This is a genomic window from Sciscionella sediminilitoris (assembly GCF_000737195.2).
In the GTDB taxonomy this organism is placed as follows: domain Bacteria; phylum Actinomycetota; class Actinomycetes; order Mycobacteriales; family Pseudonocardiaceae; genus Sciscionella; species Sciscionella sediminilitoris.
On the sequence record NZ_JALM01000081.1, the window covers coordinates 83,110 to 101,625 of the forward strand.

General features: G+C 69.9%; 20 protein-coding genes. 12 read left to right on the forward strand and 8 right to left on the reverse strand.

Annotation, left to right across the window (positions count from 1 at the left end):
• The first annotated feature begins 22 nt into the window (after positions 1-22).
• Complete coding sequence (locus AD72_RS27680; RefSeq protein WP_037347564.1) at positions 23-631, forward strand: TetR/AcrR family transcriptional regulator; 609 nt, start codon at positions 23-25, stop codon at positions 629-631.
• Here AD72_RS27680 and AD72_RS27685 read toward each other — a convergent pair.
• The 5 genes from AD72_RS27685 to AD72_RS27705 form a co-directional block, all read right to left on the reverse strand.
• Positions 618-1,970, reverse strand: a complete 1,353-nt coding sequence (locus AD72_RS27685; protein ID WP_031469551.1) for a nucleobase:cation symporter-2 family protein — start codon at positions 1,968-1,970, stop codon at positions 618-620. The two genes, AD72_RS27680 and AD72_RS27685, sit on opposite strands and share 14 nt — an antisense overlap.
• 178 nt (positions 1,971-2,148) lie before the next feature.
• Positions 2,149-3,300, reverse strand: coding sequence for a low temperature requirement protein A (locus tag AD72_RS27690; RefSeq protein ID WP_051899087.1), 1,152 nt, complete (start codon positions 3,298-3,300; stop codon positions 2,149-2,151).
• Entirely contained in the window at positions 3,297-4,652 is a 1,356-nt protein-coding gene (locus tag AD72_RS27695; protein ID WP_031469553.1) for a dihydrolipoyl dehydrogenase family protein, read from the reverse strand. The genes AD72_RS27690 and AD72_RS27695 overlap by 4 nt, the downstream gene beginning before the upstream one ends.
• 67 nt (positions 4,653-4,719) lie before the next feature.
• Entirely contained in the window at positions 4,720-5,286 is a 567-nt protein-coding gene (locus AD72_RS27700; RefSeq protein WP_031469554.1) for a TetR/AcrR family transcriptional regulator, read from the reverse strand.
• Between the two features lie 34 nt (positions 5,287-5,320).
• Entirely contained in the window at positions 5,321-6,193 is an 873-nt protein-coding gene (locus tag AD72_RS27705) for an alpha/beta fold hydrolase (protein ID WP_031469555.1), read from the reverse strand.
• Between the two features lie 102 nt (positions 6,194-6,295).
• On the opposite strand from AD72_RS27705, the gene AD72_RS27710 reads away from it, so the two are divergent.
• Entirely contained in the window at positions 6,296-6,775 is a 480-nt protein-coding gene (locus tag AD72_RS27710; protein ID WP_031469556.1) for a CGNR zinc finger domain-containing protein, read from the forward strand.
• Between the two features lie 4 nt (positions 6,776-6,779).
• On the opposite strand, the gene AD72_RS27715 is transcribed toward AD72_RS27710, so the two are convergent.
• Entirely contained in the window at positions 6,780-7,778 is a 999-nt protein-coding gene (locus AD72_RS27715; RefSeq protein ID WP_031469557.1) for a zinc-binding alcohol dehydrogenase family protein, read from the reverse strand.
• A gap of 158 nt (positions 7,779-7,936) precedes the next feature.
• On the opposite strand from AD72_RS27715, the gene hypD reads away from it, so the two are divergent.
• On the forward strand, positions 7,937-9,022 hold the full coding sequence (hypD, locus tag AD72_RS27720; protein WP_031469558.1) for a hydrogenase formation protein HypD: 1,086 nt from the start codon (positions 7,937-7,939) through the stop codon (positions 9,020-9,022).
• Here hypD and AD72_RS27725 read toward each other — a convergent pair.
• Together AD72_RS27725 and AD72_RS27730 are read right to left on the reverse strand one after the other, a co-directional pair.
• Positions 8,994-9,734 (reverse strand): GAF and ANTAR domain-containing protein, encoded by a 741-nt coding sequence (locus AD72_RS27725; RefSeq protein WP_037347529.1) that lies wholly within the window; start codon positions 9,732-9,734, stop codon positions 8,994-8,996. The two genes, hypD and AD72_RS27725, sit on opposite strands and share 29 nt — an antisense overlap.
• On the reverse strand, positions 9,731-10,498 hold the full coding sequence (locus AD72_RS27730; protein ID WP_051899088.1) for a GAF and ANTAR domain-containing protein: 768 nt from the start codon (positions 10,496-10,498) through the stop codon (positions 9,731-9,733). The genes AD72_RS27725 and AD72_RS27730 overlap by 4 nt, the downstream gene beginning before the upstream one ends.
• Before the next feature lie 251 nt (positions 10,499-10,749).
• On the opposite strand from AD72_RS27730, the gene AD72_RS27735 reads away from it, so the two are divergent.
• The 9 genes from AD72_RS27735 to AD72_RS27775 all read left to right on the forward strand — a co-directional run bounded on the left by AD72_RS27735 (position 10,750) and on the right by AD72_RS27775 (position 18,479).
• Complete coding sequence (locus tag AD72_RS27735; protein ID WP_051899089.1) at positions 10,750-11,316, forward strand: universal stress protein; 567 nt, start codon at positions 10,750-10,752, stop codon at positions 11,314-11,316.
• Positions 11,313-12,206, forward strand: coding sequence for a universal stress protein (locus tag AD72_RS27740; RefSeq protein ID WP_031469562.1), 894 nt, complete (start codon positions 11,313-11,315; stop codon positions 12,204-12,206). The genes AD72_RS27735 and AD72_RS27740 overlap by 4 nt, the downstream gene beginning before the upstream one ends.
• 96 nt (positions 12,207-12,302) lie before the next feature.
• Positions 12,303-12,512: a hypothetical protein gene (locus tag AD72_RS27745; protein WP_156365399.1), complete on the forward strand. Its 210-nt coding sequence runs from the start codon at positions 12,303-12,305 to the stop codon at positions 12,510-12,512.
• Positions 12,497-13,534, forward strand: coding sequence for a glycosyltransferase family 4 protein (locus tag AD72_RS27750; RefSeq protein ID WP_031469564.1), 1,038 nt, complete (start codon positions 12,497-12,499; stop codon positions 13,532-13,534). The genes AD72_RS27745 and AD72_RS27750 overlap by 16 nt, the downstream gene beginning before the upstream one ends.
• Before the next feature lie 2 nt (positions 13,535-13,536).
• Positions 13,537-15,606, forward strand: coding sequence for an amylo-alpha-1,6-glucosidase (locus AD72_RS27755; RefSeq protein ID WP_051899090.1), 2,070 nt, complete (start codon positions 13,537-13,539; stop codon positions 15,604-15,606).
• A gap of 71 nt (positions 15,607-15,677) precedes the next feature.
• Positions 15,678-15,989 (forward strand): DUF190 domain-containing protein, encoded by a 312-nt coding sequence (locus AD72_RS27760; RefSeq protein ID WP_031469566.1) that lies wholly within the window; start codon positions 15,678-15,680, stop codon positions 15,987-15,989.
• Positions 15,990-15,996: 7 nt separating this feature from the next.
• Complete coding sequence (locus tag AD72_RS27765; RefSeq protein WP_031469567.1) at positions 15,997-16,335, forward strand: DUF190 domain-containing protein; 339 nt, start codon at positions 15,997-15,999, stop codon at positions 16,333-16,335.
• Positions 16,336-16,394: 59 nt separating this feature from the next.
• Entirely contained in the window at positions 16,395-17,102 is a 708-nt protein-coding gene (locus tag AD72_RS27770; protein ID WP_031469568.1) for a class I SAM-dependent methyltransferase, read from the forward strand.
• Between the two features lie 126 nt (positions 17,103-17,228).
• Complete coding sequence (locus tag AD72_RS27775; RefSeq protein ID WP_031469569.1) at positions 17,229-18,479, forward strand: helix-turn-helix domain-containing protein; 1,251 nt, start codon at positions 17,229-17,231, stop codon at positions 18,477-18,479.
• The last annotated feature ends 37 nt before the right edge of the window (positions 18,480-18,516 follow it).

Sequence of the window (18,516 nt, forward strand, 5' to 3'; positions counted from 1 at the left end):
GCTCGCGGCTATGCTCGGCGCCGTGCCCGAAGCCGAACCGCGCTCGTATCACCACGGGAACCTCCGTACCGCGCTGCTCGACGCGGCCGAACGCGGGCTGCGCGAGCACGGCGCCGACCAGCTCTCCCTCCGCGACCTCGCCAGGGAGATCGGCGTCAGCCATGCCGCACCACGCCGGCATTTCGCGGACCGTCAGACCTTGCTGGACACGCTCGCCGAGAACGGTTTCCTGCGCCTGGCCGACATCCTGGGCTCCGCCCTCGCCGAAGCAGCGGACGAGTTCCCCGCGCGGGTGCGCGCGGGTGTCACCGCCTACGCCCACTTCGCCACGGACAATGCCGCACTGCTCGAGCTGATGTACACCAGCAAGCACCGGCGGGACGCGCCCCGGATCGCCGAGGCGGCGGGAAGGGTGTTCGGGCTGCTGATCGGACTGATCGAACAAGGGCAGGCGGACGGTGCCTTGGCGCCGGGCGATCCCGAACAGATCGGCCTCGTCCTGTACGCGACCGTCCACGGCCTCACCACGATGATCAACGGGGACATGATCGCCGGGGAGCTGCTCGACGAGCTCGTGGAGACGGCGGTGGCACAGTTCCTGCGCGGCGCCCGCCCGCTCAGCCCTCCGTGACCGGATCTCGCTGCTTCCCGCCGCGCAGCAACAGATTCAGCAATACGGCCACCACGGCCCCCGCGCAGATCCCCGAGCCGAGGACCGTCTGCACCACGGGCGGGAAACGGTGGTAAAACCCGGGCGCCACAATGGGAATCAGCCCGATCCCGATCGAGGTGGCCACGATCAGCACATTGCCCGGCACGGTCAGATCCGCCGAGGCGAGGGTTTTCACACCGCTGACGGCGACCGAACCGAACAGCGCGATACCGGCACCACCGAGCACCGGATGCGGCACCAGTGCGACCACCCCACCGGCGACCGGGAAGAGCCCGAGCAGCAGCAGGATCACCCCGCTCACCGCGACCACGTACCTGCTCGCGATCTTGGTCAGCGCGATCAATCCGATGTTCTGCGCGAACGCCGAACACGCCATCCCGCCGAACACCGCACTCACCGCGGTGGCGAGGCCATCGGCGCGCAGCCCGGCCGCGATGGTCTGCTCACCCGTCGGCCGGTCCACCACCTCGCCGAGGGCCACCATGTCCGCGGTGCTCTCGGTCATCACCGTGAGCATCACGATCAGCATCGAGACGATCGCGGCCACATCGAACTGTGGTGCACCGAAATGCAAGGGGGTGACCAGACTGAACACCGGCGCCTGGGCCAGCGAACTCGCGTCCACCGCGCCGAGTGGCCAGGCGAGCAGGGTGCCCGCGGCAAGGCCGATCAGCAGCGAGATGCGTTGCGCGAAACCGCGCAGGAAGCGGTTGCACACCAGCACGATCAGCAAGGTGCACGCGGCGAGCAGGATGTTGCGCGGGGCACCGTAATCGGGCGCGTTCTCGTTGCTCCCGCTGATCCACCCGATGGAGACCGGAAAGAGGGAGAGCCCGATCAGGGTGATCACGGTTCCGCTGACCACGGTGGGAAACAGCCTGGTGAGCTTGCCGAAATACGGTGCCGCGAGCACCACGAACACACCGCCGATCAGCGTCGCGCCGTAGACGATCGGCAGGGCCTGCTGAGCACCGTGTTGTTTCGCGATCGCCAGCACCGGCGCGACGGTCGCGAACGAGACACCGTTGACCAGCGGCAGCCGGGAGCCGATGCGCCAGACGCCCAGCGACTGCAGCATGGTGGCGATCCCCGCGGTGAACAGGCTGGCCCCGATCAGCAGGCTCAGTTCGAGTGCGGAAAGGCCGACCGCCGCACCGATGATCAGTGGTGGGGCCACCACCCCCGCATACATCGCGGCCACGTGTTGCACGCCGGCGGCGAGCAGTTGCCATGGCGGTGGGACTTGATCGACCGGATGCCGTTCGGCCGCCGATCGGGTACCTCGTTGTACGGACATCAGCCCTCCCTGCCTGTTACCGGTCACGAACGCATGTCGGTCAGACGCACACCGCGGATCGGCGGTGTGCCGGGCAGTCACCACAGAACGAGTAACATTCTGTAATATGGAATTTGTTTTTCGTCTGCAGGAACGGTAGGGCGACTTGGGGGCAGTGTCAACAGCCCGCCGAAGTTGATCAAGCCTCGGTGATCCGCTTGGTGCGCAAGGCAAGCAGCTGAGCACCGGCCGCCACGGCCATCGCGGTCACGAGCACCGCGGCGGGCACCCAGGGCGCCGACAGCGCGGCCGCCAACGGCACCAGCACCGCGGCCACGCGCAGCGGCCAGCGGCGCGCGTGGGCCACCAGCAGGTCGATCACCAGCAGGAAGGCCGAGGTGCCGCCGCACATCAGCCAGGCCGAGGACGCGGCGAGGTGCGCGGCCGGTCCGGCGGCGACCGCACCGAGACCGGCGGCGACGGTCGTGACCGAGGCGATCACCACGAAGTGCGCGGGCAACGCCACCGCGGGCGGGAACCGGGTCTCTTCGGCGAAACCGTACCGGATGTTCAGCCACCACAGGGTGATCAACAGCAGGAACGCGGAGACCACGGCGAGCAACAGCAACCAGCCCGCACCGGCGCCCGGCCGCCAGTTTCCGACGCCCGCCACCGCGCGCACGCCCTGCAGCATCGCCTCACCGAACACGATGATCACGAACAGGCCCAGCCGCTCCCCCAGATGCCGGGTGTCCAGCTGCGCGGCCTCGATAGCCGGGAGCCGAGGCTCGGCCCGCCGCCGCACCCGTTCGTTCAGCCGCGCGAGCAGTTCGTCGTGGTCCCCACGGCTCGCGAACACACTGACCGTCATGGTGAGCGCGAGCCCGAACAGCCACAGTCCCAGCTTCGCCCACGGGTTTCCGACCCAGAGGGAGACGATCCACGGCACCAGACCGGCGTTCTGGGAAGCCGCGGTCCAGCTCAGCACGACCTTCCCGGAGCGCTGGAACGCGCCGGACCCGATCGCGGTGGTGGCCAGGTAGGCGGCGGCGAACACCGCGGCGCGGCCGTCCATACTGTGCGGCACCGCGGCGGCCATGACCGCGATCCCGGCCATGCCGACGAACATCGCCGACACGCGTACCTTCTCGGCGACGACGCTCGAGTACAGCGTGAAGGTCACCCACACCAGCCAGATCGCCAGATACAGGGTGAAGAAGGCGACGATGTCCAGCGCGCCGGGGCCGTGCGCGGCGCCACCGTGCAGCAGGTGCGCGAGCTGATTCACCGCCACCACGACGACGAGATCGAAGAACAGCTCCAGCCAGCTGGCGTGCCGGGGGACGCTCACGCCAGCTGACCGAGCGCGTCCTCGATGCCGCGGTGGAAGGTCGGGTAGGCGTAGATCATCTGCCGCAGCCGCCGCACCGGGACCTTGGCGTGCACCGCGACCGCGAGGGCGGAGAGCACTTCGCCACCGTGCGGGCCGGCACTGGTCGCCCCGAGCAGCACCCCGGAGTCGGTGTTCTCGACCAGCTTGATGATCCCCTCGTTGCCCGCCTTGTGTATCCAGCCACGCGCCGAGGAGGGAACCTGTGCGGTGGCCGTGCGCACCGGGTAACCGCGTTCCCTGGCCTGTTGTTCGGTCAGGCCGACCGCGCCGACCTCCGGATCGGTGAACGTCACCCGCGGCACGGCGTGGTACTCGGCGCCGATCGTGTCCCGCCCGAGGATGTGGTCGACCACGATCTGCCCCTGATACATCGACATGTGCGTGAACGCGCCCTTGCCGGTGATGTCCCCGACCGCGTACACCCCATCGGCGGCCCGCAGGAAGGCGTCGGTCTCCAGGGCCCTGCCGCCGGTGTCCAGGCCGAGCGCGCCGACCCCGAGCCCGGCGAGATCCACGGTGCGCCCGGCCGCAACGAGCAGCGCCTCGGCGGTGAGCTCGCGCGAGCCCAGGGACACCGTGAACCGCTTCCCATCGTGCGCGACCCGTTCGGCGGCCTGCCCGGTGTGCACCCCGATCCCTTCCGCCGCGAGCACTCCGGCCAGCACTTCGCTCGCCTCGGGTTCCTCGATGGGCAGCACCCGGTCGGCCATCTCGACGATGTCCACGGCGGTACCGAACCGGGCGAACGCCTGCGCGAGTTCGATGCCGATCGCCCCCGAACCGAGTACCACCATCGATTCCGGTGCCTGTTCGACCTTCACGATCTCCCGGTTCGTCCAGAACGGGGTATCCGCGAGACCCGGGATCGGCGGTATCGCCGGATCGGTTCCGGTGGCCAGGACGAGCGCCCGCTTCGCGGTGAACTCCTGGTCCCCGACGCGTACCGTGTCCGGACCGGTCACCCGGCCACGCCCGCGCACGAACCGGCCGCCCTTGTCGGTGAACCGGCGCACCGCGATCTCATCGTCCCAGTCGGTGGTGGCCTCTTCCCGGATCCGCTTCGCCACCGGCGCGAAATCCGCGCGCGCCTGCGCATCCCCGGCCAGCACCGGCACCCGGCGCGCCTCGGCGAGCGAGTTCCCCGCGCGGATCATCATCTTGCTCGGCACGCACCCGAAGTACGGGCATTCCCCGCCCACCAGCCGGGAATCGATCCCCACCACGTCCAGCCCGGCCGCGGCGAGCGAGCCCGCGACATGCTCCCCACCCGGCCCCATTCCGACGACGACGACATCCGCGTTCTCTGACATGTTCGGCTCCTCTGCCGGTTCTCGGGAGTTCGCGGACCAGGTTAGCCCGGTCCCGCGGACGGCGCGGTCAGCGCAACAGATCCACGGCGACCTTACCCGCGCGGGTGAAGGCGTCCTCGAGGCTGTGCATACCCGCGCAGACGAGCGCGCCCTCGTGCAGCAGCATGATGTGCGCACCGGCCGATTCCGGTTCGTCGGCGCCCGCCCGCGTGGCCAGCTCGGTGAACAGCGCGAGCATCCGGCGTTTCTGCCCGGTCAGCACCGCATAGGCCGGATGCTCCGGATCGCCGATCTCCGCGTGCGCGTTGATCATCGCGCACCCTTTCCGGCCCCGCTCGCACGCCCACCGTGCCGCCGCTTCGAAGACCGCGGCGACCCGGGCCACCGAATCCGGCCGGGTCCGTTCCAGGTACCGGTCGAGAAACGCCCACCACTGCCGGTCCCGTTCGGCCAGATACTCCACGACCAACCGCTCCTTCGAACCGAACCGGTCGTAGAGGGTCTTCTTGGTGACCCCCGCGTGCTCGGCGATCACATCGACCCCGACGGCGTGGATTCCGTGCGCGTAGAACAGTTCCGCCGCGGCCTCGAGCACCGCGCGAGCCTTCGGGGTCCAGTCGATGACGTCCGGCATCCGCCCACCCTAGCGCGGCCCTATACCGTTCTGTTTAGTTCGTGTGGAGCACCCGGCCGAGGAAACCGCGCAGGTAACGGGCGACCACGTCCAGGTGACTCTCCAGCAGGAAATGCCCGCCGTCGATCAGGTGCACCTCGGCGTCCCGGGCATCGCGGGCGAAGGCCTGCGCGCCTGCCGGGCCGAAGATCTCGTCGTTGCGGCCCCACACCGCGAGCACCGGAACTTCGCTGCCACGCAGGAATTCGTGCAGCCGCGGGTACAGCGGGCGGTTGTTCCGGTAGTCGCGGAACAGTGCCAGCTGGACCTCGTCGTTGCCCGCACGGGAAACGAGGGCGAAGTCGTGCTCCCAGGTGTCCGGGCTGACCACGCTCGGATCGGGCACGCCGTGCAGGTACTGCCAGCGGATGGCATCCCGGCTCAGCGCGGCACGAACGGCGGGTTCGGTGTCCGGACCGGGATTCGCCGCATAGGCCCAGACGTCGTTCCAGAAGGAGTCGACGAATCCGTCCTCGTACCCGTTGCCGTTCTGGGTGACGATCGCGGTGATCCGTTCCGGATGGTCGAGCGCGAGCCGCCAGCCGATGGGGGCGCCGTAGTCCTGGACGTAGATGGCGTAACGGTCCAGGCCCAGTTGCCCGAGCAGTTCCGCGGTGAGCCCGGCGAGCGCGTCGAAGGTGTAGTCGAACTCGGCCACACCCGGAGCGGCGGAGCGGCCGAAACCGAGGTGATCCGGCGCGATGACGTGGTAGTCGCCGGCCAGCAGCGGAATGAGCTCGCGGAACATGAACGAGCTCGTCGGATACCCGTGCAACAGCACGATCGCGGGAGCCCCGGCCGGGCCGGCCTCGCGGTAGAAGATCTCGTGACCGCGAACGGTGGCGGTTCTGTGGTGCACCGAAGTCATGTCTAACCTCTTCGAAATTGTGATCCGGTTAGGTCCTGGCCAGACAAGCACGCGATGCACTAACCTGTCAATGGATTCGATCTGGTTAGAGGATGGCGCACCATGGACGCACTGCTGGACCTGCTCAACAGCAGGCCGCTGATCAACGGGGAGGAACAGGACGCGCTCGGCGACCCGGCAGGCGGCAGGCAGTGGGCGCGCGAGCACGGCGGCGAGGGCAGCCGCGCGGAACTGGGACTGCTGCGCGAGGCGCGGGACCTCCTGGAAGCGGTGGTGCGCGGGGACAGTTCCCCCGCCGTCCTGCATCCACTGCTCGACGGCGTCCATCAGGTTCCGGAGCTCACCGCGGACGGTCTGCACTGGACGGTCCGCACTCCCCCGCATGCCCGGCTGGCCGTGCAGATCGTGCTCGCCTGGGCCGCGACCGAGGAACGACTGCCCGGCAGGCTGCGCCCCTGCGCCAACGAGGAGTGCCGGTTGTTCCTGCTCGACCGCAGCCGAGCCAACCGCGCCCGCTGGTGCTCGATGGCGGTCTGCGGCAACCGGGAAAAGGCGCGCCGCCACTACGAACGCACCCGGTGAATGCCTACGGCTGGAGTACGGCCGCGCCGGTGACCCGGTTCGCGGCGAGGTCCGCGAGCGCGCGATCGGCACGCAGTAGCGGGTACGGGCTGGTGGTGACCCGTAACGGGTTCCGCTGGGCGAAGTTCAGGAACTCCCGGGCGTCCGCGCGGGTGTTGGCGGTGACGCTGCGCAGTTCGCGTTCCTGGAACAGATGCCGCTGATAGTGCAGTTCCGGGATGGCGGTGAGATGGATCCCGGCCACGGCGAGCACTCCCCCGCGATCGAGGGCCTGCATGGCAGGCGGTACCAGTTCCCCGGCGGGAGCGAACAGGATCGCCCCGTCCAGTGGTTCCGGTGGTGTTTCCGTGGCGGAACCCGCCGAGGCGGCACCGAGTTCGAGCGCCAGCTCGCGGGCCCGGGCACTGCGGGTGAGCACGTGCACCGTGGCCCCTTCGGCCAGCGCCACCTGCGCGGCCAGATGCGCGCTGGCACCGAAGCCATAGATACCGAGCCGTCCGGCCTTCGGCAGGCTCACCCGGCGCAGCGCGCGATAGCCGATGATGCCCGCGCACAGCAGCGGCGCGAGTTCGGTATCGCGATAGCCATCCGGCATGGCGAACGCGAACGCGGCGGGCACCGTCGCGTACTCGGCATAGCCACCGTCGTGGTCCCAGCCGGTGTACCGCGATTCCGGGCACAGGTTCTCCTGTCCCGCCCGGCAATGACGACAGCTTCCGCAGGTGTGCCGCAGCCACGGGATACCCACCCGGTCGCCCTCGGCGAACCCGCGGGCCCCCGCACCGAGCGCGGTCACCGTGCCGACGACCTCGTGCCCGGGAACCACGCCGGGACGATGCACCGGAAGATCACCGTCGCGCACGTGCAGGTCGGTCCGGCACACCCCGCATGCGGTCACCTGGACCAGCAGCTCGCCCGGTTCCGGCCGTGGGCGCGGCTCGTCCTGGAGGGCGAACTCGCCCTCGTCCCCGGGACCGGGGCGGAGTACTCGCCAGGCGCGCATACCGCCTCCTGTCCCGCCGGATCCTGCCGATCCAGGCTAGGCAGGCACCGGAGGAACGGCAATACCGGCGGCGGGGTGACCTTGTGCTCTACAGGCTCTCCGGGGAGCCGGTCCATGGTGGGACTCCTCTTCGGCGGGCCCGATACGGAGCTGGGCGCATGAAACACCTCGATGACCACCGCGACCCCCTGCTCGAACGGCGGCGGCTGCTGGCGAGGCTGCGATCGAGCACGACCCGTGCCTGGACGATCATGGATGTCTGCGGCGGCCACACCCGGAGCCGCGGGCGGCTGACCGAACTCCTGCCACGGGACATCACCCTGCTCCCCGGCCCCGGCTGCCCGGGATGCGCGCTACCACCGGAGACCATCGACAAGGCGGTCGCGATCGCGGCCAGGAAAGACGTGATCCTCACCGGCGCCCCGGAACTGCTCCGGCTTCCGGGCGGCCGCGGTGACCTGCTCGGTGCCCGTGCTCGCGGCGGCGATGTGCGCGCCGTGCGCCGTCCCCTGGACGCGGTCCGCATCGCCGAGGGCAACCCGGACCGCGAGGTGGTGTTCCTCGCCGCCGGGTTCGAGACCACGGCACCGGCGAACGCGCGGGCCGTGCTGCACGCCAAGGCGCGCGGACTCGGCAATTTCCGCGTGCTAGTGGGCCATTCCCTGGTGCCGCCCGCGATCACCGCCACCCTCGAAGCACCGGACGACCGGGTCCAGGCCTTCCTGGCGGCGGGTCAGGTCTGCGCCGTCATGGGGTGGACCGAATACGAGCCGATCGCGGCGCGGTACCGGGTGCCGATCGTGGTCACCGGGCCCGGACCGCTGGACCTGCTCGAGGGCATCGCGGCGGCGACCGATCAGCTCGAATCCGGGCAGGCGCGGGTGGAGAACCGGTACGCGGCACGCGAGTCCGGTGCCCTCGCGGGCCGGGACCTGGTCGGCCGGGTGTTCCGGGTGACCGGGCTGAGCTGGCGCGGCACCGCAAGGCGCGCGCCCGGCAGCCTGCGGCTGAGCGAGGAATTCGCCGAATACGACGCCGAACTGCGCTTCGGTGAGCTCCATACGACCGGGCACTCCGGCTGCATCGCAAGCGACATCCTGCGCGGTACGAAACCGCCGATCGACTGCGCGTCCTACGGGACCCGGTGCACCCCGCGTACTCCGCTCGGCGCGCCGATGGTGTCCACACGGGGCGCCTGCGCCGCGTTCTACACCGCTACTCCTCGCCGAAGGTCCGGCCGGTGAGCTCGGCCGCGGCGGGATCGTCGGTGACCACCGCCTCGGCGATCTCGACCAGCTTCCGATCGTGACCGCGGGCGTACCGGCGGATTTCGCCGAATGCCTCGTCGACGCCGATTCCCCGGCGTTCGGCGAGGATTCCCTTGGCCTGTTCGATGGCAAGCCTGCCGTTGAGCGTGGACTGCAGTTCCTCGGCGAGCAGCTCCCGATCGCGGCTGACCCGTTCGTGCAGCAGGGCGATCGTGGCGACATCCGCGAGCGCCTGCCCGACCGCGAGCAGTTCCGGATCGAGCCTGCCCGGGGCCGTGGTGAACAGGTTCACCCCGCCGACCGCTTCCTCCCGCAGGTGCATGGGCAGCGCGTGCACGGCGGTGAATCCGGCACTCAGCGCCTCCTGGCTGAACCGCGGCCAGCGCTCGGTCTCCTCGGCGAGGTCCGGGCAGCTGACCGGCCGTCCGGTGTAGTAGCAGTCCAGGCACGGCCCCTCGGCGTTCTGCAGCTGGAACAGCTCGAGCACCCGCGCCCGTTCGCTGGAGGCGGCCACCACGTTGAGCTGTCCGCGGTTGTCGGCGAGCAGAATGCCGACCGCGTCCACCTCGAGCACCTGCTGGCACCGGTCGGCGAGCAGGTAGAGGAACTCGACCAGATCGAAGTCGGTGACCAAAGTATCGGCGAGTAACACGAAGGTCTTCGCGATCGACGAGTGCGGCCCGGTCATGACTCTTCCTTTCCCTGCTCGCCATCGTCCGGCGTTCCGGCCTCGTCCGGACGGAACCGTAGCCGCCGCTCCACGACCGAACGCGCGACCTCGGCGAGCTTCTGGTCATGGCCGTACGCGTAGGCGCGCAGGCGCACCAGGGCGTCCAGCACGGAGATGCCCAACTGCACCGAGATCATCCCGGCGGCCTGATGAACTTCAGCGTGCCACAGTGGCGGCGCGTCCTGCACCCGGTTCTCACCGTTGAGCGCAGGCACGATTCCGCTGCGCGCATCGAGCAGGAGCAGCAGTGCGGTATCGGCGTACACCAGGGTGTCCAGCAGGATCCCGTTCTGGAGCACGTGCGGGGTTTCGCCGTACAGCTCGAGTACCCCGACCCGGATCGCGCCGAGGGCGAGCGGAATGCTGTACACCGCGCGGGTGCCGAGCAGCACGGCCTCGTGCGCGAACGCCGGCCAGCGGCGCGCGCTCGCCGGGGCCGCGAGATCCTCGGTGAGCACCGGCTTCCCCGAGGCGAGCGCCTCCAGCCCGGGCCCCTCGCCCACCGTCACTTGCAACTCCACCATCGCGCCGGCCTGAGCGTCGGTGACGTATTCGGGAACCAGGGCATCCAGGCGCCCGGTCAGCGCCAGACTCGCCCGTCCCGCGGAGGCGGCTTCGGCGCAGGCCAGGCAGGCGTGCCGCACCGACATCGGCGCGTTCTCCCGGCTGGCCCGCAGCGCGATCGTCGTCCAGACCCGCGTCGCCCGATCGTCTTTCACCACTGTCCGTCCCGCTGCGCGGGTCCCGAACCCGAGCTGCCTAGGTTCTCATCAGCATAGCCATATCGGCACATCGGTGCACCGACCCACTTTCGCCGCAACGCCCGAGCGTCGCAGCGCGATCCGGCACCCGGTAGAGCCGAAGGTCATCGCGCGGTCCCGTTCCCCGGCCCCACTGGGGCGAACCGGCCGGGGACCCAAGACGGGGACCTAAGACATCGCCGCCGCGGACACCCGGCCCTGTCCGGAATGTCATGGGTAAGCGCACGCTCGACAGTCCGGGATCGCGCAGCGGGAAGGCCACCATGTCGATCAGCCAGACAAAACCGATCATCGTGGGTATCGACGGGAGTCAGTACAGCCTCGCGGCACTGCACTGGGCGCTGCCCGAGGCGAGGCGCCGTGCGTGCCCGATACGGGCCGTGCTCGTCTGGCGCATGGCCCAGTTCCTCTCCTCCGGTCCGCCCGATCTCGGCGGGCTTCCCGCGATGCGCGAGGAGCGACCCGACCCCATCTATCGGCAGCGGCTCGAGGACACCGTCGCCGCCACGGACGGAGACCGGGACGGTTCACCGGTCAGCACGGAGCTGCTGCAGGGCAAACCGGCCGAGACTCTGGTGAGCGCCAGTGCCCACGCCCAACTGCTCGTGCTCGGCAGCCACGGCCGGGGACGGCTCGCCGATGCGCTCGTCGGCAGTGTTGCCCAGTACTGCGTGCGGCACGCGCACTGCCCGGTCGTGCTCATCCCGTCCGGATCGGCCACCGCCGAGAATCCCGGCGAAGCCCCGGATGCCCGCGCCGAGAAAGGACGAACGCGATGAGCACTCTCGACTGGCCGCCGCCGATCATGGCCGGCATCGACGGCTCCGCCACGGCACTGCTCGCCGTCGAATGGGCGGCCGAGCAGGCGAACGCACGCAATCTGGCCCTGCGGATCGTGCATGCGATCGGTGTTCCGAAAGCCGGTTACGGCAAGAACCTCACACCGCCATCGGTCTACTTCGACGCGGTCGAGCACGAAGGCCGCGCCCACATCGCCGAGGCGACGACCGCGGCCCGTAAGCACCATCCCGAACTGGCGATCTCCACCGTGCTCGAACGCGAACACCCGGTGCGGTTACTGACCAGACTCTCCGAAACCGCGAAGCTGCTGGTGCTCGGTTCCCGCGGCTCCGGAACCTTCAGCGGAATGCTGCTCGGTTCGACCAGCGCGGCCACCACCGCACACGCCCACTGCCCGGTCGCCGTCATCCACGATCACGTCCCCGAAACCGGACCCGTCGTCGTCGGCATCGACGGCTCCCCCGCCAGCGAAACCGCCATCGCCTGGGCCTTCGAAGAAGCCGCACTACGGGATACCGAACTCCGCGCCGTGCACACCTGGACCGACTACGTCTCCGACATCGCCTACGCCCGCGCCAGCCTCGCCGTCGCCGAATGGAAATGGCACGAAACCGAACAGGACGAAATCCTCGCCGAACGCCTCGCCGGATGGCAGGAGCACTACCCCGAAGTCACCGTGCGCCGCATCGTCGCCCGCGACAAACCGGCCCACCTGCTGCGCGAACAAGCCGAGAACGCCCGACTACTCGTCATCGGCAGCCGCGGCCACGGCGGATTCACCGGACTACTGCTCGGATCCACCAGCCACAACCTCCTGCACCACCCACCCTGCCCGGTCCTGATCGCCCGCCCCGAACCGAAGGCCTGAACTCCCCCATCCTGGTGGTGGACATGCCTCTTTCCCCTTGACCCGGGGTCATTGTCCCCTTCAACACCCGGTGCCCGATCCGGTGTGCTGATCGGTATGGACAGTATGGACAACCGTTACACGGCAGAACTCGATTTCCCCGCCGCCTTCGCGGTTCCGGCTCGTTGCCCGGCATGCGGAGAACAGGAACTGTTCAACGCCGGCACCGAGGGTGAACCGCTGTTCGAATGCGCGGCCTGCGCGATCGGCTGGTGGTGGGAATCGGGAATGCTGGTGCGAACGAGCACGCCATGCGCATCGGACTGATCGCTCCGCCCTGGCTCCCGGTTCCCCCACCCGCGTACGGCGGTACCGAGGCCGTCATCGACAACCTCGCCCGCGGGCTGCGCGCTCGCGGGCACGACATCACCCTGTTCAGCCTCGGGGAATCGACCTGCCCGGTGGACACCGCGAGCCTGTACGAGCTGGCCTGCGAACCGATCGGGGCGAGCATTCCCGAGGCGGCGCACGTGCTCGCCGGCTACGAGGAGCTGAGGAACGCTGGTGTGGACCTCATCCACGACCACACGATGCTCGGACCGCTGCTCGGCGCGCCGCACGCCCGGGTGCCCGTGGTGGCCACCAACCACGGGCCGTTCACCGCCGCGGCCCGCAGGCTCTACACCCGCTCCGCCGAGCACGCCGCCATCGTGGCCATCTCGCACTCCCAGGCCCGCAGCGCGGGCACGGTTCCCATCAGCGCGGTGATCCACCACGGCATCGATCTCGAGCAGTACCGCCCGGGATCGGGCACCGGCGGCTATGCGCTGTTCGTCGGGCGAATGTGCGCGGACAAGGGCGTGCACCACGCCGTGCGGGTGGCCAAGCGGGCCGGTCGCGAACTCGTCATCGCCACGAAAATCCGGGAACCCGCCGAGCGCGCCTATTTCGAGGAGGCGGTGCGCCCGCTGCTCGGCCCGGACGACGCACCGCCTGTGGAACAACCGCTTCCCCGGCGGCTGGAACTGTTCCGGGAGGCCGAGGTGCTGCTGAACCCGATCCGCTGGCCGGAACCCTTCGGTCTGGTCATGGCCGAGGCGCTGGGTTCGGGTACCCCGGTCCTCGCCTTCCCGAACGGCGCGGCACCCGAGATCGTGGCGGACGGCGAGACCGGCTTCTTGTGCGCGGACGAGGAGGAGATGGGCATCGCCGTGGACAAGCTGGCGAGTATCGAGCGCCCACTGTGCCGGTCCTCGGCCGAGCGGCACTTCTCGCTGCACCGCATGGCCGCCGACCACGAACGCCTCTACACTGAGCTGCTGGAACACTCACCCCGGCGAAGGTGCTGACGATGGCGAACCCGTGGTCGCCGGAGGACTCGCCCGCGCCCATCGGATCCGCGACGCTCACCCTCATCGAGGGCACCTCGTTCTGCATCACCGACCAGGCCGGGCGGATCCAGCCGGGCCGCGCGCACGGCTTGTTCGTCCGGGACACCCGGTTGCTCAACCGGTGGGAGCTGCGCGTCGACGGCACCACCGCGGAACCGCTCAGCATCCAGCACGGCGATCCCTACACCGCCACCGTGATCGGGCGGCTGGCCACCGACCGCGATTCCCCGCACCTGCTCGTGCTGCTGCGCCATTCGGTCGGCGGCGGGCTGCGCACCGATATCGAACTGCGCAACCTCGGTCACCGGCCCGTGGAACCCACGGTGGTCCTGCATGCCGGGGCCGACTTCGCCGATCTGTTCGAGGTCAAGGACAACCGGGTGACCCACCACGAACCGGTGCACAGCAGTGCGGCGAACGGAACCCTGTCGTTCCGCCGCGAGCAGGCCGGGAAACGGGTCCAGGTCCGGATCGGCGCCGAACCCACGCCGGAGCTCGCCGAGACCACACTCCGCTGGACCGCGCACATCCCGGCCCGCGGCTGCTGGCGGGCCTGCGTCGAGGTCCGGTTCCAGGATGGCGCGGAGGCCGTGGAACTGCGGCATCCCTGCGGTTACCCGATCGAGTACGCGGCACCGGCCCGTCAGCTGCGCGCCTGGCGAGCGGCCGGGCCCTCGGTGCAGACGAACGACCCCGACCTCGCGCGAACACTGCACCGCAGCGTCGAAGACCTCGGCTCGCTGCGGATGTTCGACCCGGAACACCCGGGGAACGCCGTGGTCGCCGCGGGATCCCCTTGGTTCATGGCGCTGTTCGGGCGGGATTCGCTGCTGACCTCCTGGCTGCTGCTGCCCTTCGACCACCAGCTCGCGCTCGGCACCCTGCGCACCCTCGCCGCGCAGCAGGGGGACCGGGTCGATCCGGCCACCGAGGAGCAGCCGGGCAAGATCCTGCACGAGATGCGGTTCGGCGCCACGAGCACCCTCACCCTCGGCGGCGGGCGCGCCTACTACGGCAGCATCGACGCCACCCCGCTGTTCGTGCTGCTGCTCGGTGAACTGCACCGCTGGGGCGTGGACCCGGCCGCGATCGAGGAACTGCTCCCGCACGCCGACCGGGCCATCGACTGGGTCGAGCGATACGGCGATCGGGACGGTGACGGGTTCGTCGAGTACCGGCGCGCGAACGAGAGCGGCCTGCTCAATCAGGGCTGGAAGGACTCCTGGGACGCGATCGCCTACGCCGACGGAACACTGGCGCGGCCGCCGATCGCGCTCGCCGAGGTGCAGGGTTATGTGTACGCCGCCTATCGCGCTCGCGCCCGGATCGCCGAGGACTTCGGTGATCCGGACCGTGCCCGCGAACTGCGCACCCGTGCGGACGGACTCAAACGGCGCTTCGACCAGAAGTTCTGGCTGCCCTGGACCGGCGCCTACGCACTCGGCCTGGACGCGGACAAGCGCCCGATCGACGCACTGGCCTCGAACATCGGCCACTGTCTGTGGACCGGGATCGCCGAGCGGCGCCGGGCTCCCGAACTCGCCGCCCGGCTGCGGTCGCCCGCACTGTTCAGCGGCTGGGGAATCCGCACCCTGGCCGCCACGATGACCGCCTACGACCCGTTGAGCTATCACAACGGATCGGTCTGGCCGCACGACAACGCCCTGTGCGTGGCCGGGCTCGCCCGCTACGGATTCGTGGAGCAGGCCACCCGCCTCGCGGTCGCCCTGCTCGACGCCAGCAGCCATTTCCAGCACCGGCTTCCCGAACTCTTCTGCGGGTTCGACCGCGCGGATTTCACCGCACCGGTCCCCTATCCGACCTCCTGCTCACCGCAGGCCTGGGCCTCGGCGACCCCGCTCTCCCTGCTGCGCACGCTGCTCCGGCTCGATCCGCAGGTGGCCACCGGGCAGCGCCGGTTCGCCCCGGCCGTCCCGCAGCGGTACCGGCCACTGCGGGTCGAGCGGCTGCGTCTCGGCGGCCGGGAACTCACCGCGGAGATCACCGCGGATTCGGCACGGCTGTACTGAGAAGTTGACTGATGCCCGGACGCGGGGTGCACTTGAAGTGAGCCTCGAGCACGGACCCGGGAGGCGAGACCATGGAACGCGTCCGGTTGACGATCTACGTGAGCGACAGGGAAACCTGGCACGGGGCACCGCTCTACGCCGAGATCGTGCACCGGGCGCGGCGTGCCGGGCTGGCCGGAGCCACGGTCCAGCACGGAATCGAGGGATTCGGAACGCATCGGCGGGTGCACACCGAACACGTGTTCCGGCTCAACGACGAACTGCCGATGGTGATCACGATCGTCGACGAGGCGGAGCCGGTCTCGGAGTTCGTGCGGGATCTGGAGGAACTGCCCCTCGAGGGCATGATGACCCTCGAACACGTCGAACTCCTCGAGCACTGAAGCCACCATGGACACGGGCGAGCCGGGAACCCGGGCGAGCATCCACCTGCACGACGACGATCGCTGCCACGGCAAGCCGTTGTTCAGCGAGATCGTGCACCGCGCCGCCGGGGAAGGACTGACCGGGGCGACCGTGCTGCACGGCTGCGAGGGCTACGGCACATCCGGTGCGCTGCACACCGAACGGCTGGTGAGCTCCTGGGAACGGATGCCGGTCGAGGTGGTGCTGATCGACCGGCCGGACCGGATCGCGGCCTTCCTGGACCGGATCGGCCCGCTCATCACGGGATGCCCGGTGGTACTCAGCGAGGTGCGGATCCTGCGCGGCGCGCGACCGGCCGAATAGCGCGGGCACCGGCCGAAACGCGGATGACACCTCCCGCGTGAGACGCAAGAATGCCGCTCATGGACACGGTAAGGGATCAACGGCATTGGACCGAAGTCGCCGATCAGTGGATCGCATGGGCCAGGACACCTGGGCACGATGTCTTCTGGAACTACGTCGGCGCGCTGCGCGAGTTCCTCGGTGCGGGCAAGGGAAACGTGCTCGACGTCGGCTGCGGTGAGGGCCGCGTTTCCCGCGAGCTGCGCGCCCTCGGCTACACGGTCACGGCGGTCGACGTGGTCGAGGCACTGGTGGAGGCCGCGCGTGCGGCGGATTCGGCCGATGCCTACCGGATCGCGCCGATCACCGGACTTCCCTTCGCCGACGGCGCCTTCGACAAGGTCGTCTCCTACAACATGCTCATGGATGTGGACGATCTGCCCGGCGCGGCCCGGGAACTGGCCAGGGTGCTCGCCGATGAGGGCGAGGCGTTCGTCTCCGTGGTGCACCCGTTCACCGAGCAGGTGATGGAAACCGAAGGGCGCAGCTACTTCGAGCAGAAACGGTTCGACTCGGTGGACAGCCGGGACGGGCTGACCATGCGATTCTCCGGCTGGGCCCGGCCGCTGCAGGACTACATCGGCGCGCTGAACGCCGCGGGCCTTGCCGTCACGGCCGTCCGCGAACCCGCCATCGAGGGGGTGGACGCGGACAGTCCCGCCTCGCGGTGGGCGAAGGAACCCCTGTTCCTCTGGTTCACCCTGCGCAAGCTCCCGGCGAACGCCTGACGGGAGCCATCCGCGTCAACTGTCGCACCATCGGTATGTTGCACGCATCATCTGTCGCTCGCCTTCCTGGCCGCACCGGTGCACAGTGGGGGTCGGGCACGGTGTTCGACAGGAGGTGCGCGGGCCATGGCGGACGACCTGCAGGAGATCGTCGACGATCTGGCCGAACGGCTGCAGCGCTCGGTGGCGATCGACGATCCCTCGCTCCGGCTGCTCGCGGCAAGCAGGCACTTCGGCGACGAGGACGAGTTGCGGGTCTCCTCGGTGCTCAACCGCTCGATCGAGCCGGAGATCCGCGAGCTGGTGTTCGCGCAGGGCATCGCGCAGTGGACCGGCCCGGGCAAGCTGGCCGCCCCGGTGGAGCAGGCGCGGCACCGGCTGTGCGCGCCGATCCGCTGTGCCGGGCTGCTGCTCGGTTACCTGTGGCTGATCGATTCGGGCTCCTCGTTCAGCGAACGGCATCGCAAGGCCGCGCGGGAGGTCGCCGACCGCGCCGGGGCGGTGCTCTACCGGCGCCTCGTCGTGCACGAGCGCACCAAGGCCCGGCACGAGGCGATCCTGTGGGAGCTGGTGTCCACCGATCGCGCGGTCCGCTCCCAGGCGGTGGACGATCTGCGGGCCGAGCAGCTGTTCCCGAGCGAGGGCGTGCGGTTCCAGATCATCGGGGTGCAGCGGCTCGGCCCGGATGGGGCCGCCTCCGAGGATGTCGCGCTGGAGTCCGCGGTGGAGGAGGCCGGGAACCTGCATCCGACCACCACGGGGTCCGCGCTCATGGCCGCCAACCGGTCCAGGGCCTGGCTGCTGCTCGGCAGGCGGAAACCGCCCGCGCGCCAGGAACTGGACGAGATCTGCGCACGGTTGACCGAGCGGTTCGCCCGGCTCACCGACGGCAGCGGGCGGCTGGTGCTCGGGATCGGCGGGGTGGTGGACCGGATCGGGCACATCGCCGATTCCTATCGGCAGGCGTTCCTCGCCGCACGCGGGGCGGCGCTGATCCCCTCGCTCGGTCCGGTCGCGCGATGGGGCGAGCTGGGACCGTACGAACTGCTGCTGACCATGCCCGCGGACAACCTGCTCGCCGCTTCGGAGGTGCCCGCGTTGCGCGCGCTCGAGAACGGATCCACCGAGCTGCTCGCCACCCTGGAGGCCTACCTGGACAACGCGGGGGATGTCGCGCGCACCGCGGCGCAGCTCACCGTGCACCGTGCCACGCTGTACCACCGGCTCAAACGCATCGAGCGGCTCAGCGGCTGTGCGCTGAACCGCGGCGAGGACCGGCTGACCCTGCATCTGGGGCTGAAGCTGCGGGCCCTCGCCGCGGCCTACCGCAACGAACCGGCCGCGGCCGATCCGCGCGGGATGCGCTCGGTCTCCTGACCGCGCCGATCGGTATCGCGCGGATCGGTATCGCGCG

What these genes read in the sequence shown, in the direction of transcription:
- AD72_RS27685 (WP_031469551.1), bottom strand. Translation starts at nt 1,970, where the DNA reads ATGTCCGTACAACGAGGTACCCGATCGGCGGCCGAACGGCATCCGGTC.
- AD72_RS27695 (WP_031469553.1), bottom strand. Translation starts at nt 4,652, where the DNA reads ATGTCAGAGAACGCGGATGTCGTCGTCGTCGGAATGGGGCCGGGTGGG.
- AD72_RS27700 (WP_031469554.1), bottom strand. Translation starts at nt 5,286, where the DNA reads ATGCCGGACGTCATCGACTGGACCCCGAAGGCTCGCGCGGTGCTCGAG.
- AD72_RS27705 (WP_031469555.1), bottom strand. Translation starts at nt 6,193, where the DNA reads ATGACTTCGGTGCACCACAGAACCGCCACCGTTCGCGGTCACGAGATC.
- AD72_RS27710 (WP_031469556.1), top strand. Translation starts at nt 6,296, where the DNA reads ATGGACGCACTGCTGGACCTGCTCAACAGCAGGCCGCTGATCAACGGG.
- AD72_RS27715 (WP_031469557.1), bottom strand. Translation starts at nt 7,778, where the DNA reads ATGCGCGCCTGGCGAGTACTCCGCCCCGGTCCCGGGGACGAGGGCGAG.
- hypD (WP_031469558.1), top strand. Translation starts at nt 7,937, where the DNA reads ATGAAACACCTCGATGACCACCGCGACCCCCTGCTCGAACGGCGGCGG.
- AD72_RS27725 (WP_037347529.1), bottom strand. Translation starts at nt 9,734, where the DNA reads ATGACCGGGCCGCACTCGTCGATCGCGAAGACCTTCGTGTTACTCGCC.
- AD72_RS27735 (WP_051899089.1), top strand. Translation starts at nt 10,750, where the DNA reads ATGGGTAAGCGCACGCTCGACAGTCCGGGATCGCGCAGCGGGAAGGCC.
- AD72_RS27740 (WP_031469562.1), top strand. Translation starts at nt 11,313, where the DNA reads ATGAGCACTCTCGACTGGCCGCCGCCGATCATGGCCGGCATCGACGGC.
- AD72_RS27745 (WP_156365399.1), top strand. Translation starts at nt 12,303, where the DNA reads ATGGACAGTATGGACAACCGTTACACGGCAGAACTCGATTTCCCCGCC.
- AD72_RS27750 (WP_031469564.1), top strand. Translation starts at nt 12,497, where the DNA reads ATGCGCATCGGACTGATCGCTCCGCCCTGGCTCCCGGTTCCCCCACCC.
- AD72_RS27755 (WP_051899090.1), top strand. Translation starts at nt 13,537, where the DNA reads ATGGCGAACCCGTGGTCGCCGGAGGACTCGCCCGCGCCCATCGGATCC.
- AD72_RS27760 (WP_031469566.1), top strand. Translation starts at nt 15,678, where the DNA reads ATGGAACGCGTCCGGTTGACGATCTACGTGAGCGACAGGGAAACCTGG.
- AD72_RS27765 (WP_031469567.1), top strand. Translation starts at nt 15,997, where the DNA reads ATGGACACGGGCGAGCCGGGAACCCGGGCGAGCATCCACCTGCACGAC.
- AD72_RS27770 (WP_031469568.1), top strand. Translation starts at nt 16,395, where the DNA reads ATGGACACGGTAAGGGATCAACGGCATTGGACCGAAGTCGCCGATCAG.
- AD72_RS27775 (WP_031469569.1), top strand. Translation starts at nt 17,229, where the DNA reads ATGGCGGACGACCTGCAGGAGATCGTCGACGATCTGGCCGAACGGCTG.